Raw genomic sequence first — 16,173 nt, forward strand, 5'->3', positions numbered from 1 at the left:
ACCATGGATATGCAGGTAAGCTTCCTCGACCGCCTTTTCGAAAGCGGCCTCCTGATCGAAACCGGCGTCGATGGCCTCTATGGTCGTGGCGGACGCTTCGAGGACGTAATCGCCGCTTTCGAGCGGCTGATCGATCGCTACGGTTCTGCCGATGGCGCTGAGGCGATCCGCTTCCCGCCGGGCATGAACCGCGCCTATTTCGAAAAAAGTGGCTACATGAAAAGCTTCCCGCAGCTGGCCGGCACCGTGCACAGCTTCTGCGGCAACGAGCTCGACCATATCAGCCTGCTGAAGTGCATGGACGCCGACGAAGACTGGACGAGCGAGCAGAAGGCGACAGACATCGTCCTGACGCCAGCCGCCTGTTATCCGCTCTACCCGACCATCGCCAAGCGCGGGAATCTACCGGAAAAGGGCGGATTGTATGACCTTCAGTCCTATTGCTTCCGCCATGAGCCCTCGAACGATCCGGCCCGCCAGCAGCTGTTCCGCATGCGCGAATATGTCTGCATGGGCAGCCAGGAGCACGTCACCGACTTCCGCCAGCTCTGGATGGATCGCGGCCAGCAGATCATGGCGGAGGTTGCCCTGCCGGTCGAGATCGACGTCGCCAACGACCCGTTCTTCGGTCGCGCCGGCAAGATGCTCGCCAACAACCAGCGCGACCAGAACCTCAAGTTCGAACTGCTGATCCCGATCACCTCGACCACGGCACCAACCGCCTGCATGAGCTTCAACTACCATCAGGATGCCTTCGGATCGAAGTGGGGGCTCAACCAGGCTGACGGATCCGTCGCCCATACCGCATGCGTCGGCTTCGGCTTGGAGCGCATCGCCCTAGCCCTGTTCCATCACCATGGGCTCGACGTCGATCAGTGGCCTGAATCGGTCCGTGCCGCGCTCTGGAGCTGATCCGGTGACGCCTGCGGTATTCCCCGGACTGGATCCGGCCACCTATAAGCCGCATGCGCTGCATGCGAGCGATCGTATGTGGCCGGAGACCAACTGCTATGTCGACCTGTGGATCGAGGTGCTGGCCACACTTGGCCTTGCACCCGAGTCCATGCTCGGCTTCACGCTGACCCAGGACTTCGAGGGCGACCAGCTGACCTTCTTCAAGGTACCGCTGGAAGATCTCGAGGAACTCTACGGCATCCGCGTCACGGAATTGGCAATCTTCGACAGTGTTGAGGCACATGTCGCCGAGCAAATCGCGCGCGGCCGGCTCTGCCTTGTCGAGATGGACAGCTATTTCATGCCAGACACCCGTGGCGTCGGCTACCGCCAGGACCACGGCAAAACGACGGTTGCCATCAACCGGCTGGATCTCACCGGGCGCACGATGGATTATTTCCACAACGGCGGCTTCTTCACCGTCGGCGGCGAGGATTTCGACGGGCTGTTCCAGCACGACCTGCCCGAAGGCGCCCTACCTTTCCTACCCTATACCGAATTCGCCAAATTTCCGACCGCGCCATCATCGCCTGAGCACCAGCGCCAGACGGCCGAACGTCTGCTGAAGCGTCACTTCGCCAGACGGCCGGACAGCAATCCGCTCGCCGCCTTCGCTGCCGTTTTCCCGGTCCAGGTCGAGGCGATCGCCGAGCGCCCCTTTGGCTATTTCCACAAATACGCTTTCAACACGCTACGCCAGTTCGGCGCCAATTTCGAACTGCTCGCCAGCCATCTCGCATGGCTCTCTGAAAGCCGGCATGGCGAAGCCATCGCCCAGGCATTGAGGGTTTCCGAAACGGCCAAAACCGTGCAATTCCAACTCGCCCGGGCCGTCACGCGGAAAAAGTTCGACCCGCTGCAATCGGCTCTGGACCCGGCGGCGCAGGCTTGGGACAAGCTCTTCGCGGAACTTGGCAAAACCCTCGCCTGAGGAGGCACAATGACTGGCATGACCACTTATCTCGCAGCGGACGAACGCCCGCTGGAGCATGGCTGGACGCTGCTGGTCACCGAGGCAGGACGCTACAATGGCCCAAATGAGGTTCATCGCCCCGCCGCCCGGATTCCCGCACGCGTTCCCGGTACGGTGGCCGGCGCACTGACCGATGCCGGTCTGTTCAATCCCGAGAAGCCTGACCCCTTGCACAACAAGGACGCCTGGTATTTTCGCTCGCTCGAGGGAGAAAGCGCCGGCTCCGCGATTCTGCGCTTTGCCGGGCTCGCGACCATTGCCGAGATCTATGTGAACGGCGCGCTCTGCCTGTCTTCAGACAGCATGTACGAAGCGCACGACATGGAACTGACGCTGAGCGGCCACGACGAACTTGCCATATGCTTTCGCGCTCTTGGCCCCCACCTAGACAAACGGGGCCCCCGCGCGCGTTGGCGCCCGCAGATGATGGATCATCAGGGCCTACGTCTGATCCGCACCACGCCGCTTGGACATATGCCCGGCTGGTGTCCGGAAATTCACCCGGTCGGCCCGTTTCGACCGATCAGCCTGATCCGGAAAGGCAGTCATGCGCTGTCCGGTCTGGCGATCCGCGCCGACCTCGAAACCGGCGGCAGTGGCCGTCTTTCGGTCGCTTTCGCCATGCACGCGGAGGGGGCGGATTTGCGGCTTACCTGCGCAGGGCACGAAATACCTCTGAGCCAGGATGACACCGGAAGGTGGACCGCAGAACTCGTCATCCCCTCGGTCGAACCCTGGTGGCCTCGCACGCACGGAGAACCGAAACTTCACGATGCAGGGCTCACCATCGATGGTGAGCCCCATTCGCTCGGACTCGTCGGCTTCCGCCGCATCGCGATCGATCGTGGAGCGGATGACCGAGGCTTCGGACTCGTCGTTAATGGTCAGCCGGTCTTTTGCCGCGGCGCCGTGTGGACCAACGCCGATGTTCTGCGCTTGCCCGGGACTGCGGAAGCCTATGCGCCCTGGCTCATGCTTGCCGCCGAGGCCGGCATGAACATGATCCGCATCGGCGGCACGATGACCTATGAGAGCGCCGATTTCTTCCGCCTCTGCGACCGACTCGGGCTTCTGGTCTGGCAGGACTTCATGTTCGCCAATTTCGACTATCCGATTGCGGACGAGGCCTTTGCGGCAAACGTCGCGCGGGAACTGCACCAGCTACTCGGTTCGATTCAGGGCTGCCCTTCGCTCGCGGTTCTGTGCGGCGGCAGCGAAGTCTATCAGCAGGGCGCCATGCTGGGCCTGCCCGAACGCATATGGAAGACACAGTTCTACGAGGAGACCTTGCGGGAGCTGTCGACCGGACTGTGCCCGGACGTTCCCTATGTGGCAAACTCGCCCTCGGACGGTGCGATGCCCTTTTCGCCGAACGAAGGTGTCACCCACTATTACGGCGTCGGGGCCTATTGCCGGCCGCTGGAGGATGCCCGCCGCGCCGAGGTTCGCTTTGCCGCCGAGAGCCTGGCGTTTGCACATGTGCCGCAACAGGCGACGCTGGACACCCACCTTCCAATCGCCCCCGTTCACGATCCACGCTGGAAGGCGCGAGTGCCACGCGATCGCGGCGCCTCCTGGGATTTCGAGGACATCCGCGACCATTATCTCGAGGACCTCTACAAACTCGACCCGGCCCGGCTGAGACGCGAGGATCCCGCCCGTTACCTCGACCTGTCGCGCGCCGTCACCGGTGAGGTCGTGAGCGAAACCTATGCCGAGTGGCGCCGCGCCGCCTCGACCTGCAAGGGCGCCCTTGTCTGGACTCTGCAGGATCTCTTGCCCGGTCCCGGTTGGGGCGTCATTGATTCGACCGGCGAACCGAAACCGGTCTGGTACGCGCTGAAACGTGCCTTCCGGCCTGTACAGGTGAACCTGACGAACGAAGGCACCAATGGTCTCGATGTGCATGTGTTGAACGAGACCGACACGTTGTTGGCGCTAGACCTCGACCTTACCTGCCTGCGCGACGGCGCCCAGCCGGTTGTGGGCGGCCGACGCTCGCTGAGCCTCTCCGCACGAGGCACCCTGCGCATCCCGGCAACCGAGCTGTTTGGCGCCTTCTTCGACGCGCCCTACGCCTTCCGTTTCGGCCCGCCGTCCCACGATGTGACCGTCGCACGCCTCACCGATCCCATCTCCGGGAAAGTAATCGCGGAGGCCTGCCATTTCCCGCTCGGCCGGGACAAGGCCATGCACGATGCCGCCATCGAGGCCCGCGTCGAGGACGAAGGCGGAGCTTGGCACTTACTTCTGTCGACCCCGACCCTCGCCCAGTCGCTGCATATTGAGGTCGATGGCTTTCGCCCGGAGGACGACTGGTTCCACCTGGCACCAGGCCCGATCCGACGCATAGCGCTCATCCCGCGAGACATGACCGTCGGCGGCCAAAAGCCGTCGGGGGTCATCACCCAGCTCGGCTCACGTAGCCGCATCGCCTTCTAGCGAAACCCGAACCAGCTCCGGAAGCAGGTGACTCTGTGCTTGAGCATCGACGACGGGGATACGCTCGCGAAAGACGCAATGGGAACGGAGTTTTCCGAGGCCGCCCCTAAGCTTGTCGTCAATGGGTTTGCGACGCCGCCAGACTGCGATAAAGACAGCGGCGTCCACCCTCGGGACGAGGAAAAGGTTGAAAAGATGACGAGCTTTGTACTGACGGTATCCTGCAAATCCACCCGTGGCATCGTGGCCGCCATATCCGGCTATCTCGCCGCCAAGGGCTGCAACATCATCGACAGCTCACAATTCGACGATCTTGGCACCGGTCAGTTCTTCATGCGCGTCAGCGTCATTTCGGAGGAAGGCGCAAGCCGCGAGGCCCTGCTTGAGGGGCTCAAGCCGATCTCCGACAAATTCGGCATGGACATTGAGATCCACGACTCCGCGCATCGCATGAAGGTGCTGCTGATGGTCTCGCGCTTCGGTCACTGCCTGAACGACCTGCTCTACCGGTGGAAAATCGGCGCCCTGCCGATCGACATCGTCGGAGTCGTGTCGAACCACTTCGACTATCAGAAGGTCGTGGTGAACCATGACATCCCCTTCTACCACATCAAGGTGACGAAGGAGAACAAGCCGCAGGCCGAGGCGCAATTACTGGATCTGGTCGAGCAGACCGGCACGGAGCTTATCGTTCTCGCCCGCTACATGCAGGTGCTCTCCGACAACCTGTGCAGGAAGATGTCGGGCAAGATCATCAACATCCATCACTCCTTCCTGCCATCGTTCAAAGGCGCCAACCCTTACAAGCAGGCCTATGAGCGCGGCGTAAAGCTGATCGGCGCGACGGCGCATTACGTTACCGCCGACCTCGACGAAGGCCCGATCATCGAGCAGGACGTCGCCCGCATCACCCATGCCCAGAGCGCGGACGACTATGTCTCGATCGGCCGCGACGTCGAAAGTCAGGTGCTGGCCCGCGCCATCCACGCCCACATTCACCACCGCACCTTCATCAATGGCAATCGCACGGTAGTTTTCCCGGCGAGCCCCGGCTCCTACGCCTCCGAGCGCATGGGCTGAAGGCCAGCGGAAGCGCCCGCTCTGTGGCGCGTGCGCTCATGCCGGGATGGACGGCGGTCATACCTTTGATAAGGTCGGCGATGTGATTCCCGAGGGAGAACAATCATGCCCGACTCCGACCTGCTCAAACGCACCGAACTGCCCCGTCCGACCGTTTCGGAAGAGCAGGCAAGGGACATTTTGAAAACGCACTACGGACTGGAAGGCACCATAAAGGAGCTTGGCAGTCAGCAGGATCGCAATTTTCGCATCGACACGCGCGAGGCACGCTATGTCCTGAAGATCAGCCGGGAGGAATACGCGACGATCGAGCTGGCCGCGCAAAACGCCGCCATGCGCCACTTGGCGACATTTCCCGGCATGGCACGCATCCCGGAGCCAGTTCTGGCGACCGGCGGCGAAGACATCCTCTTTGTAACGCTCGACGACGAGGACTATCAGATCCGGCTGCTCACCTATCTCGACGGAGAGCCGCTGACCCAGCACAAATATCTGGCGCCGCAGGTCGTGGCGGAGCTGGGAGCGCTCACCGCCCGCATCGCCCTTGGCCTCAAGGATTTCATCCATCCAGGTCTCGACCGCGAATTGCAGTGGGACCTTCGCCGCGCAGGACCCGTCGCCCTTCACCTGCTGAAATCCGTCACCGACCAGACGCGCCGCGACCACATCGCAAAGGCGATGGTGACCGCGGTCAAACGGATCCAGCCGCTCGCTGGCGCGCTCCGGGTGCAGGCGATCCACCATGACATCACCGATGACAACGTGGTCGCAAGGCCTAACGACAAAGGTCGTCTGATGCCGGATGGAGTCATTGATTTCGGCGATGTCGTCACCGGCTGGCTGGTCGCCGATCTGGCCGTCGCCTGCGCGTCTCTCCTGCACCACGCCGATGGCGACCCCTTCTTCATTCTGCCGGCGGTGCGCGCATTCCAGCAACACTATCCACTCAACGAGGCGGAACTGAAGGCGCTCTGGCCTCTGATCGTGGCCCGCGCCGGCGTGCTGGTCGCCAGCACAGAGCAACAACTCGCCATCGATCCGGACAATGATTACGTCAAGGGCAATGCCGAGCATGAGCGGGAAATGTTCAAGGTCGCCACGTCGGTGCCCTTCGCGCTGATCGAAACCGCAATTCTGGGCGCGGTCGGCCATGATAGCGCACAGTACGAGACGGACGGCTTCCTCGGGCTACTGCCCGACATCGCTCCGGAAACGATACGGCTCACCGACCTGTCGGTAACGAGTGAGGCGTTCATAGAAGATAATTGGTCCGATCCGCAGATCGACTGGAAGCTCCTGGCACACGCCGCCGCGGAGACTGGTGCTGCCTCGACCCGTTACGGCGAATACAGGCTCTCCTATACCAGAACCTTGTCGGTGCACCCACCCGCCACCTTCGCACTGCATGTCGACATCTGCCTTCCCGCTGGCACGCCCGCAATCGCGCCGTTTGCCGCAAAAATCGTCAAGGACGGCCAACATCTGATCCTGTCGACCCAGGAAATCTCACTGCATATCGACGGTGTTGACTGTCCGCTCGACGACGGCGACGAGATCGAGGCGGGGTCACCGATCGGAACTATCGCGGGTGCCGAAGGCGCGGTGGGCGGACTGCGCCTTCAGCTTTGCCGCGACCCGGATCTTGTTCCACCACTCTTCGCTCGTCCCTCCCATGCCGCAACCTGGGCAAGGCTCTGTCCTTCGCCCGCAGCACTTATTGGCACCAACCTCGATGCACCGCCCCCGCAAAGTGCCGCTCTTCTCGCAAAGCGACGAAAGAGCTTCGCTGGAGCCCAGAAAAACTATTATGCCGATCCGCCACAGATCGAGCGCGGCTGGCGGGAGCACATGTTCGACGTGACAGGCCGATCCTATCTGGACATGGTCAACAACGTCACTATCCTCGGCCATGGCCACCCGCGACTGGCCCACGCGGCCGGTCGCCAATGGTCACTACTCAACACCAATTCACGCTTCCATTATGCCTCGGTCGCCGAGTTCTCCGATCGATTGGCCTCGCTTGCGCCGGATGGCCTAGACACCGTATTCCTCGTCAACAGCGGATCCGAGGCGGTCGATCTCGCGCTGCGCCTCGCCTGGGCAAAGACCGGTTCGCACAATATCGTCAGCCTGCTTGAAGCCTATCACGGCTGGACGGTCGCGAGCGACGCTGTCTCCACGTCGATCGCCGACAATCCGCGCGCGCTCGAGACGCGGCCCCGCTGGGTTCATCCGGTCACAGCTCCCAACACCTACCGCGGCCCCTATCGCGGCGCGACATCGACCGAAGACTATGTGTCCAGGGTGTCGCGGACTCTCGACACGATTGATGCGGCCGGCGAGCGCCTCGCCGGTTTCATCTGCGAAAGCGTCTACGGCAATGCCGGCGGCATTCCGCTGCCGCCCGGTTATCTCGCCGAGGTCTACGGCATGATCCGCGCGCGCGGCGGCGTGTGCATCGCAGACGAGGTGCAGGTCGGCTACGGACGCCTCGGCCATTTCTTCTGGGGGTTCGAAGAGCAGGGCGTGGTGCCGGACATCATCACCGTTGCCAAGGGCATGGGCAACGGCCAGCCGCTCGGCGCGGTCATCACCAGCCGGGAGATCGCCGACGCGCTGGAGAACGAAGGTTACTTCTTCTCCTCCGCCGGCGGCAGTCCGGTCAGTTCGGTGGTCGGCATGACGGTACTCGACATCATGCGGGACGAGAACCTGCAGCAAAACGCCCGCGACACCGGCGACTATCTGAAATCACGCCTGGAAGCGCTCGGCCAGCGCTTCCCCTTGGTTGGTGCGGTCCACGGCATGGGCCTCTACCTCGGCCTTGAATTCGTCCGGGATCGTGAAACGCTGGAACCCGCCACCGAGGAGACCGCGGCGATCTGCGACCGACTGCTTGATCTCGGTGTCATCATGCAACCGACGGGCGATCATCTTAACGTTTTGAAAATAAAGCCGCCGCTCTGCCTGTCCCGCGATAGCGCAGACTTCTTTGCCGCGATGCTGGAGAAGGTGCTTTCCGAGGGGTGGTGAAGGGCGCGCAGTCCGCAGACAGACTGCTTAATTCTCTATAACGACGATCATTCAAGTTTTCCGATATTATAAACGCTTCGCAAATCGCAAAACCAGGCTTGTCAGGAGTCGCCTTCACAGCCGTTTGAGGCCGTGCCTATCCTTCGCCTCAACAGCCCATGGTGAGGAAAAGCGATGCCAGGCATGCCAGAGATGATCTCAACCCCTTGGATCGTATGGGGCATCGCTTTGTTTCTGCTGAAACAGCTGATCGCCGATTTCCTGCTCCAGACACGATGGATGGCCATCGGCAAGCAGCGGCGACACCGCTGGCTGTTTCCGCTTTCCGTGCATGCCGGATTGCATGGCGCCCTGACTGGCCTCATCTTCTCGATCTTGGCCCCGGCGCTTGCCTGGATCGGGCTTGTCGATTTCATCGTGCACTTTGCCATTGACCGGGCAAAGGCGGCGATCCAGACGCGTCTCGGCCTCGATGTGAGCCAGACCGGCTTCTGGTGGTTATTCGGTATGGACCAGACACTGCATCACCTGACCCATCTTGGCCTTGCCGCACTTCTGGCCGTTAGCCGCACACTCTGACGACGGAGGGTCAGCCGGCTTGCGTCGCCGCGCTGCGTTCTCGTGCCACCTCGTCGAGGATCCAGTTGCGAAACGCGACGAGCGGCAGATAGCTGGCCCGTTCCCGCGTGAAGGCCAGATAGTAACGCCCCTCGCTATCCACCTCGTGATCGATAGCGGCAATCAGATCACCGCGCACCAATTCCTCGCGGAACAAAAAAACCGGCAGCAGCGCCACGCCAAGCCCGCCGATCGCCGCCTGCGCAGCCGCGGCGAACTGATCGAACAACATCCCGTGTACCGACTCGAACGCCACGCCATTGGCCGAAAGCCATTTTTCCCAGGCGTCCGGACGGCTCGTCAGATGCAGCAGCGGCACGTCGAGAAGGTCGGCCGGCGTTTCGAGCCGATGGGCGGCCTTGAACGCTGGACTGCAAACCGGAATAACCGTCTCGCCCATCAGTGGGGTAAGATCGGCTCCAGGCCAGACCGGCGCGCCGAAATGGATCGCCGCATCGATCGAATCCAGATGAAAATCGAAAGGCGACAGGCGGGTGATGAGATTGATCGTAATACCCGGATTGGTCGCGAGAAAATCAGCGAGCCGGGGTGCGAGCCAGCGCGCGCCGAAGGTCGGAAGAACGCCAAGGTTCAACGTTCCGCCGTTGGGGTTGGCGCGAAGATTGAGCGAGGCACTGGAGATGCGGCGCAGGGCCTCGCGGATTTCCCGCGCATAGCCATCACCAGCGACCGTCAGGCGAATGGTCTGGCGTTCGCGCAGGAACAGTTCGACGCCCAATTGGTCCTCCAACGCCTTGATCTGCCGGCTGACGGCGCTCTGGGTCAGGTCGAGTTCGCGCGCCGCGGCCGTGATACTGCCGGTCCGGGCCGCCGCCTCGAAAGCGGCAAGCAATGAGAGCGACGGAAGGAAGCGCCGGGCCGGCAGCATGTTATACCTCAACGGAATGAACTCTTGAGAAATTATCGTTGGAACGGGTTAGTTTCGTCTTCTAGATTTCGCAAGACTTTACGTTTCGCAATAACACGGGCGAACCGCGCTTCTGGCGATCCTCCCACCCAAAAGGGCGGATCGCAACTGCCTGCCAATCGAAACGATACGTCTTTTCGGCCGCCTCCCACGGCCACCCTAGAGGAAGACATCATGCTGAACGACCCCCGCTCCCACGGTTTGTGGGAAAAGACTGCACCGGCCGCACCGGTGACACCGCCGCTTGCAGGCCCCGTGGACGCCGACGTGGTGATCGTCGGTGGCGGCTACACCGGCATATCCGCCGCGCTGCATCTCGCTGAGGCGGGAACCAAGGTCGTCCTCCTCGAGGCGACCGAGATCGGTTTCGGCGGCGCCGGTCGCAATGTCGGCCTGATCAACGGCGGCATGTGGGTCATGCCAGCGGAAATCCCCGGCGTACTGGGGCCCGTCTATGGCGAACGCGTGCTCGACCTGCTGGGTAATGCGCCGCTCCTCGTGCGGGCGCTGGTGGAAAAGCACGACATCGCCTGCGAAATCGAAAAGAACGGAACCCTGCACTGTGCCGTCGGTGAAGAGGGCCTCAAGGAGATCAAGGAGCGCTGCAGCCAGTGGGCAGCGCGTGGCGCGGATGTCCGCGTCCTGTCAGCCGAAGAGACGGCGAAGCGCATCGGCACGACGGCCTATACCGGATCGCTGCTCGACATGCGCGCCGGAACGCTCCAGCCACTGGCCTATGTTCGGGGGCTCGCCAAGGCGGCGATCGCTGCCGGAGCGAAGATCCACACTGGCAGCGCCGCCGTTTCGACGGAACGCAATGGCAGCCGCTGGGTGGTGAAGACGGCGAACGGCTCGGTGTCGGCCGACTGGATCGTCGTCGCCTCCGAATACTATTCGACCGGTCCCTGGGAAGCGGTGCGCAACGAACAGGTCTTGCTGCCCTATTTCAACTTTGCCACGAAGCCGCTGACCGCCGCCCAACTGAAGAAAGTCCTGCCCGGCCGCGAAGGCTGTTGGGACACCAAGGAAGTGCTCTCGTCCTTCCGCATGGATCAGGCCGGCCGTCTGGTTTTCGGCAGCTGCGGTGCGCTGCGCAACACAGGCCTTGGAATTCACCGCGCCTGGGCAAAGCGGGCCTTGAAGAAGCTTTTCCCCGAACTCGGCAATGTCGAGTTCGAGGCCGAATGGTATGGCCGCATCGGCATGACCGATGATGCCATTCCGCGCTTCCACAAGTTTGCGCAGAATGTCGTTGGCTTCTCCGGCTATAATGGCCGTGGCATTGCACCCGGCACGGTTTTCGGTAAGACACTGGCCCGTCACATCCTCGGCGAGCTTTCAGAAGCTGATCTGCCTCTGCCTGTGAGGGAAGTCGTCGAAGCCCCGCTGCGCAACCTGAAAGGCGCCTATTACGAAGCCGGCGCCCAGATCGCCCATTTCGCCGGCGCGCGTTTCTGAAGCGAAACGCGGCTCAACGATAACCAGATAATGGAACATCCGAAATCACTGGAAGGAACACCATGACTCTTGCCAACCTGAACTTCTCGGCCGAAGTGGCCGCCATCATGGGCCGCCTCGGCGTACCCGCCGCAAATCTCGCCGGCGGGACGCTTGCCGTCCGCTCGCCGATCAACGGCGAGAAGATCGCCGCCATCGCCGAGATCAGTGCCGCAGACACCAAGGCGGCGATCGACGCCGCCCACCAAGCCTTCCTCGAATGGCGCCTCGTTCCGGCTCCCAAGCGCGGCGAATTGATCCGCCTGCTCGGCGAGGAGCTGCGCGCCGCCAAGGCAGATCTCGGCCGCCTCGTTTCGATCGAAGTCGGCAAGATCGTCTCCGAAGGCCTCGGCGAAGTGCAGGAAATGATCGACATCTGCGACTTCGCCGTCGGCCTGTCGCGTCAGCTCTACGGCCTGACGATCGCCACCGAGCGCGCCGAACATCGTATGATGGAAAGCTGGCATCCACTCGGCGTCACCGGCATCATCTCGGCCTTCAACTTCCCGGTCGCCGTCTGGTCCTGGAACTCGGCTCTGGCGCTTGTCTGCGGTAACTCCACCGTCTGGAAGCCGTCGGAAAAGACCCCGCTGACCGCCATCGCCACCCAGGCGATCTTCGAGAAGGCTGTCAGCCGCTATGTCGCCGACGGCGGCAAGGCGCCCGCCAACCTCTCGACACTGCTGATCGGCGGCCGCGAGATCGGCGAAGTTCTGGTCGATAGCCCGAAGGTTCCGCTCATCTCGGCAACCGGCTCGACCCTCATGGGTCGCGCCGTCGGTCCGCGCGTCGCCACCCGTTTCGGCCGCTCGATCCTTGAACTCGGCGGTAATAATGCAGCGATCGTCTGCCCGACGGCAGACCTCGACCTGACGCTGCGCGGCGTCGCCTTCGCCGCCATGGGCACGGCCGGCCAGCGCTGCACGTCGCTGCGCCGTCTGTTCGTCCATGAAAGCGTCTACGACCAGCTCGTTCCGCGCCTTATCCAGGCCTATGGCTCGGTCACGGTCGGCAACCCGCTGCAGTCGACCACGCTCGTCGGCCCGCTGATCGATGAAGGCTCCTTCGGCCGCATGCAGAAGGCCCTCGACGAAGCCAAGGCTGCCGGTGGCAAGGTTTCGGGTGGTGAACGCCTGATGCAGAATGAAGCAGCAGACGCCTTCTATGTGCGCCCGGCGATCGTCGAAATGCCGGCCCAGACCGGCCCGGTCAAGGAGGAGACCTTCGCGCCGATCCTCTATATCGTCAAGTACAGCGATTTCGACGAAGCGCTGGCACTGAACAATGACGTGCCGCAGGGCCTGTCGTCGTCGATCTTCACCAACGACCTGCGCGAGGCGGAAGCCTTCGTGTCGGACCGAGGTTCTGACTGCGGCATCGCAAACGTCAACATCGGTCCGTCTGGTGCCGAAATCGGCGGCGCATTCGGGGGTGAAAAGGAAACCGGCGGCGGTCGCGAATCCGGCTCCGACGCCTGGAAGGCCTATATGCGCCGCGCCACCAACACGATCAACTACGGCAAGACTCTGCCGCTCGCTCAGGGCGTCAAGTTCGACGTAGGCTGATCGCTCATCCTGCCCTTTGGGGTCGAGCGGCCGCGCGGTTCAAAAGGACCGCGCGGCTTTTTTGTATCGTGCTTGAAAGGCTCGCCACATCAGACAAAGGTTTCATCGGCCGCACTGGCCATCCCATTCGGAATCGGCCAAGGTGCGGGTGTGAGCTGGCGGCACCTCGGGGAGGGCGAATGAACATTCACGATCAGTCGGCGGTAATCGCCTTCTTGAGCGCTCCTGAGAGTTATGGGGAAGCGGGCGCAGTGAAGATCATCGAGACCCATATTTCGCTGGTCTTTCTGATCGACGGCCGCGCCTACAAGTTGAAGCGCGCCGTCAAGCTGCCCTATGTCGACTTTTCCACCTACGCGCTGCGACTGCATTATTGCCACCGCGAGGTCGAACTCAACGGCCGCGCCACGCCCGACCTCTATCTCGGCATCCGCCACATCACGCGTGAAGCAGACGGCACGCTCGTCTTCGACGGTAAGGGCGAGCCGCTCGACGTCGTGGTAGAGATGAACCGCTTTGCCCAGCATGACCTGTTCGACCGCATGGCGACCGAAGGCAAGTTCGATGCAACGCTCATGGAGGCGACAGCCCGGATGATCGCGGCCGTCCATGCCGACGCCCCGGTGGTCCGCGCCGGCAGTGGCTCCGCCAATATGGCCGGCGTGCTGGAGATCAATGCGGCAGGCTTCGCCACCAGCCATGTTTTCGAACCGCAGGCCATAGCCCGGTTGAACGAAGCCTTCCGTACCTCGTGGGCGCAATGGGCCACGCTGATGGATCAACGGGAGAACGAGGGCAAGGTGCGGCTATGCCATGGCGACCTGCACCTGCGAAACCTGTTCGACAGCCCTGCCGGGCCGCGCATGTTCGACTGCATCGATTTCAACGACCAGATCGCGACGATCGACATTCTCTACGACCTCGCCTTTCTGTTGATGGACCTCTGGCATCGCGGTTTCCCGGATTTCGCCAACATCGTCGTCAACCGCTACCTCGACATCAGTCGTGACGACGAGGGTTTCGCTCTCCTGCCCTTCTTCATGGCGGTCCGGGCAGCCGTTCGCGCCCATGTGACCGGCACCCAGATCGAGGAGGGAAACGACCCCGACGGCAAGCTGACGCAAGACGCCAAGGCCTATTTCGACTTCGCCGCATCGCTGCTTGTGCAAGGCGCACCTCGACTGGTGGCCATCGGCGGCCTGAGCGGTTCCGGTAAGTCGACGCTCGCCGACCGGCTCGCCCCGCGGCTTGCCGGACCGCCAGGCGCCCGCCTGATCGAGAGCGACCGCATCCGCAAGGCGATGTTCGGCGTCGCGGCCAACGAACGGCTGCCGCTTGAGGCCTACCGTCCAGATGTTTCGGCGAAAGTCTATTCGACAATGGCCGACTTGGCCCGGCTGGTGATTGCCGGCGGCGGCACCGTCGTCGTTAATGCGGTGTTCGACCGGACCGACGACCGCAACGCCATCCGGGCGGTCGCTGAGCAACTGCACGTACCTTTCACCGGCCTCTGGCTGGAGGCTGGCGCCAGCACCCTGCAATCGCGCATTGCATCAAGACCGAAGGGTCAATCCGACGCGACACTTGATGTGCTTGAGAGGCAGCTGTCGAAGGACCTCGGGCCGATGGACTGGCACCGCGTCGATGCGGCCGGCACAATCGATGCCGTCCTTCTTGCCGCCGAAACATTTCTTCGCCAGCCATCCTAGCGCATATTGAAGCGCACCGGCGCGGTGATCGTCTTGCTCACACCCGGCGGCGGCGCTGGAACAGGAGAGGCGTGACGCACCATATCCAGAACGGCCTGATCCAGGCTCGCATGGCCGGACGAACGCGACAGCGAAACTGAAAGCACATTGCCACCGTCATCGATCCGAAACCGAACATAGACGGTTCCTTCCTCACGCTCGCGGCGCGCCTCCGACGGATAGCGCTTGCGGCGTTCCAGATGCGACATCAGGCGGGACTGCCATTTGGCGGGGCTGACATTCCGACCGCCTCCATCGCTTGTCGCCTTCGCCGCGGTGCGATCTGCTTGCTCAATCTCGGCCTTGGCCTTGCGTGCCGCTTGGGATGCCGGCGGCGGAGGCTGCCGCTTGGCGACCGGCTTCGCCTCGACCTTCTTCTTGGGCCTCTCCACATTCAACCGGGGCGGGCGCATGACGGGAATGGGCACGACCATGTTTTCCAGCTGCGCCAACGCCATCTGCTCAAGAGGAGCGGTTTCATCGACCGGCGGCGGCTCGGGTTCGAGCGGGGGCGGTTCTGTGACTGGCTCCACGACCTCTTCGACCGAAAGTTCCGGCAGCGGCTCGGGTTCCACGATCGGCGTCAACTCCGGCTGGTGCGAAGCCGTCTTCACCTCATCCGCATCGAGCTGATCAGGGACGATCTGCTTTTCCTCGGTCACATCCACCACGGGCTCGGGCGCCAACTCAATCATGATCGCCGCCGGCGGTGCGGCATCGGCAGCCACTATCTCCGGCTGCTGCATCAGCAAAGCGACAGCACCGGCATGGGCCGCGGCCACACAGACGGCCGCAGTCGACCAAAGCAGAAGCTCACCGACCGCCCTGCCCTTGGAGCGTTCAATCGGATCGCGGGTCATTGCGGTGTCCCTTGCACCGGAGATTCCACACCCGGCGAGAGTTGTGACGACGCCAAGGTCTCAAGCCCGACCAGGGCGATCTTCAGATACCCCGCATCGCGCAACAGGTTCATCACCTCCATGAAGGCGCCATATTCTACCGCCTTGTCAGCGCGCAGGAAGATCCGCTTATCCCTGTTGCCCTTGGTCAGACGGTCGATATCGGCCCCCAATGTCCCGCGCGCCACTGTCTCATTGCCGATCGACAGGCTCATATCTTCCTTCAGCGTGACATAGACAGGCTCATCAGGGCGTTCCACCGGTTTCGAGGTGGAGGCGGGTAGGTCGACACTCACATCGACGGTCGCGAGCGGCGCGGCCACCATGAAGATGATCAGCAGAACGAGCATCACATCGATGAACGGCGTGACGTTGATCTCGTGGTTTTCCGCCAGATCGTCGCCGGAGTGGTTTTCTCGGATGCCACCAGCCATTC

The 16,173-nt window shown here is 62.6% G+C and carries 12 protein-coding genes; 9 read left to right on the forward strand and 3 right to left on the reverse strand.

All coding sequences use genetic code 11. The features are described from left to right. Window positions 1-3 precede the first annotated feature (3 nt). The 6 genes from RNA01_RS19175 (at window position 4) to RNA01_RS19200 (ending at window position 9,061) form a co-directional block, all read left to right on the forward strand. Window positions 4-912 carry an amino acid--[acyl-carrier-protein] ligase gene (locus tag RNA01_RS19175; protein ID WP_147181775.1) on the forward strand — a complete coding sequence of 303 codons (909 nt, stop codon included), beginning with the start codon at window positions 4-6 and terminating at the stop codon, window positions 910-912. 4 nt (window positions 913-916) lie between these two features. Beyond that, on the forward strand, window positions 917-1,885 hold the full coding sequence (locus tag RNA01_RS19180; RefSeq protein WP_235916772.1) for a DUF1839 family protein: 969 nt from the start codon (window positions 917-919) through the stop codon (window positions 1,883-1,885). 9 nt (window positions 1,886-1,894) lie between these two features. Next, on the forward strand, window positions 1,895-4,369 hold the full coding sequence (locus RNA01_RS19185; protein WP_147181777.1) for a glycosyl hydrolase 2 galactose-binding domain-containing protein: 2,475 nt from the start codon (window positions 1,895-1,897) through the stop codon (window positions 4,367-4,369). Window positions 4,370-4,564: 195 nt separating this feature from the next. Next, window positions 4,565-5,449 carry a formyltetrahydrofolate deformylase gene (purU, locus tag RNA01_RS19190; protein ID WP_147181778.1) on the forward strand — a complete coding sequence of 295 codons (885 nt, stop codon included), beginning with the start codon at window positions 4,565-4,567 and terminating at the stop codon, window positions 5,447-5,449. Between the two features lie 105 nt (window positions 5,450-5,554). Further along, the gene (locus RNA01_RS19195; protein WP_147181779.1) at window positions 5,555-8,482 is read left to right on the forward strand and encodes an aminotransferase; all 2,928 of its coding nucleotides are present in this window, start codon (window positions 5,555-5,557) and stop codon (window positions 8,480-8,482) included. Between the two features lie 174 nt (window positions 8,483-8,656). Then, window positions 8,657-9,061: a DUF3307 domain-containing protein gene (locus RNA01_RS19200; RefSeq protein WP_147181780.1), complete on the forward strand. Its 405-nt coding sequence runs from the start codon at window positions 8,657-8,659 to the stop codon at window positions 9,059-9,061. Window positions 9,062-9,071: 10 nt separating this feature from the next. On the opposite strand, the gene RNA01_RS19205 is transcribed toward RNA01_RS19200, so the two are convergent. Continuing rightward, on the reverse strand, window positions 9,072-9,989 hold the full coding sequence (locus RNA01_RS19205; RefSeq protein ID WP_147181781.1) for a LysR family transcriptional regulator: 918 nt from the start codon (window positions 9,987-9,989) through the stop codon (window positions 9,072-9,074). Window positions 9,990-10,202: 213 nt separating this feature from the next. Here RNA01_RS19205 and RNA01_RS19210 point away from each other — a divergent pair, with 213 nt between their 5' ends. The 3 genes from RNA01_RS19210 (at window position 10,203) to RNA01_RS19220 (ending at window position 14,799) form a co-directional block, all read left to right on the forward strand. Further along, a complete protein-coding gene (locus tag RNA01_RS19210; RefSeq protein WP_147181782.1) occupies window positions 10,203-11,486 on the forward strand; it encodes an NAD(P)/FAD-dependent oxidoreductase in 1,284 nt (427 codons plus the stop codon). A 62-nt stretch (window positions 11,487-11,548) separates the two neighbouring features. Beyond that, window positions 11,549-13,090 (forward strand): L-piperidine-6-carboxylate dehydrogenase, encoded by a 1,542-nt coding sequence (gene amaB / locus RNA01_RS19215; RefSeq protein WP_147181783.1) that lies wholly within the window; start codon window positions 11,549-11,551, stop codon window positions 13,088-13,090. 179 nt (window positions 13,091-13,269) lie between these two features. Beyond that, window positions 13,270-14,799, forward strand: a complete 1,530-nt coding sequence (locus RNA01_RS19220) for a bifunctional aminoglycoside phosphotransferase/ATP-binding protein (RefSeq protein ID WP_147181784.1) — start codon at window positions 13,270-13,272, stop codon at window positions 14,797-14,799. Here the strand turns inward: RNA01_RS19220 and RNA01_RS19225 are convergent. Both RNA01_RS19225 and exbD read right to left on the reverse strand, forming a co-directional pair. Continuing rightward, a complete protein-coding gene (locus RNA01_RS19225) occupies window positions 14,796-15,698 on the reverse strand; it encodes an energy transducer TonB (RefSeq protein WP_147181785.1) in 903 nt (300 codons plus the stop codon). The genes RNA01_RS19220 and RNA01_RS19225 overlap by 4 nt on opposite strands. Then, complete coding sequence (gene exbD, locus RNA01_RS19230) at window positions 15,695-16,171, reverse strand: TonB system transport protein ExbD (RefSeq protein ID WP_147181786.1); 477 nt, start codon at window positions 16,169-16,171, stop codon at window positions 15,695-15,697. The genes RNA01_RS19225 and exbD overlap by 4 nt, the downstream gene beginning before the upstream one ends. Window positions 16,172-16,173: the final 2 nt, after the last annotated feature.

Origin of the sequence: Paenirhizobium naphthalenivorans (genome assembly GCF_007992095.1) — a bacterium.
GTDB lineage: Bacteria > Pseudomonadota > Alphaproteobacteria > Rhizobiales > Rhizobiaceae > Allorhizobium > Allorhizobium naphthalenivorans.

Excerpts from the sequence above, each read along its gene's own strand:
- RNA01_RS19175 (WP_147181775.1), top strand. The coding sequence starts at position 4 with ATGGATATGCAGGTAAGCTTCCTCGACCGCCTTTTCGAAAGCGGCCTC.
- RNA01_RS19185 (WP_147181777.1), top strand. The coding sequence starts at position 1,895 with ATGACTGGCATGACCACTTATCTCGCAGCGGACGAACGCCCGCTGGAG.
- purU (WP_147181778.1), top strand. The coding sequence starts at position 4,565 with ATGACGAGCTTTGTACTGACGGTATCCTGCAAATCCACCCGTGGCATC.
- RNA01_RS19195 (WP_147181779.1), top strand. The coding sequence starts at position 5,555 with ATGCCCGACTCCGACCTGCTCAAACGCACCGAACTGCCCCGTCCGACC.
- RNA01_RS19200 (WP_147181780.1), top strand. The coding sequence starts at position 8,657 with ATGCCAGGCATGCCAGAGATGATCTCAACCCCTTGGATCGTATGGGGC.
- RNA01_RS19205 (WP_147181781.1), bottom strand. The coding sequence starts at position 9,989 with ATGCTGCCGGCCCGGCGCTTCCTTCCGTCGCTCTCATTGCTTGCCGCT.
- RNA01_RS19210 (WP_147181782.1), top strand. The coding sequence starts at position 10,203 with ATGCTGAACGACCCCCGCTCCCACGGTTTGTGGGAAAAGACTGCACCG.
- amaB (WP_147181783.1), top strand. The coding sequence starts at position 11,549 with ATGACTCTTGCCAACCTGAACTTCTCGGCCGAAGTGGCCGCCATCATG.
- RNA01_RS19220 (WP_147181784.1), top strand. The coding sequence starts at position 13,270 with ATGAACATTCACGATCAGTCGGCGGTAATCGCCTTCTTGAGCGCTCCT.
- RNA01_RS19225 (WP_147181785.1), bottom strand. The coding sequence starts at position 15,698 with ATGACCCGCGATCCGATTGAACGCTCCAAGGGCAGGGCGGTCGGTGAG.
- exbD (WP_147181786.1), bottom strand. The coding sequence starts at position 16,171 with ATGGCTGGTGGCATCCGAGAAAACCACTCCGGCGACGATCTGGCGGAA.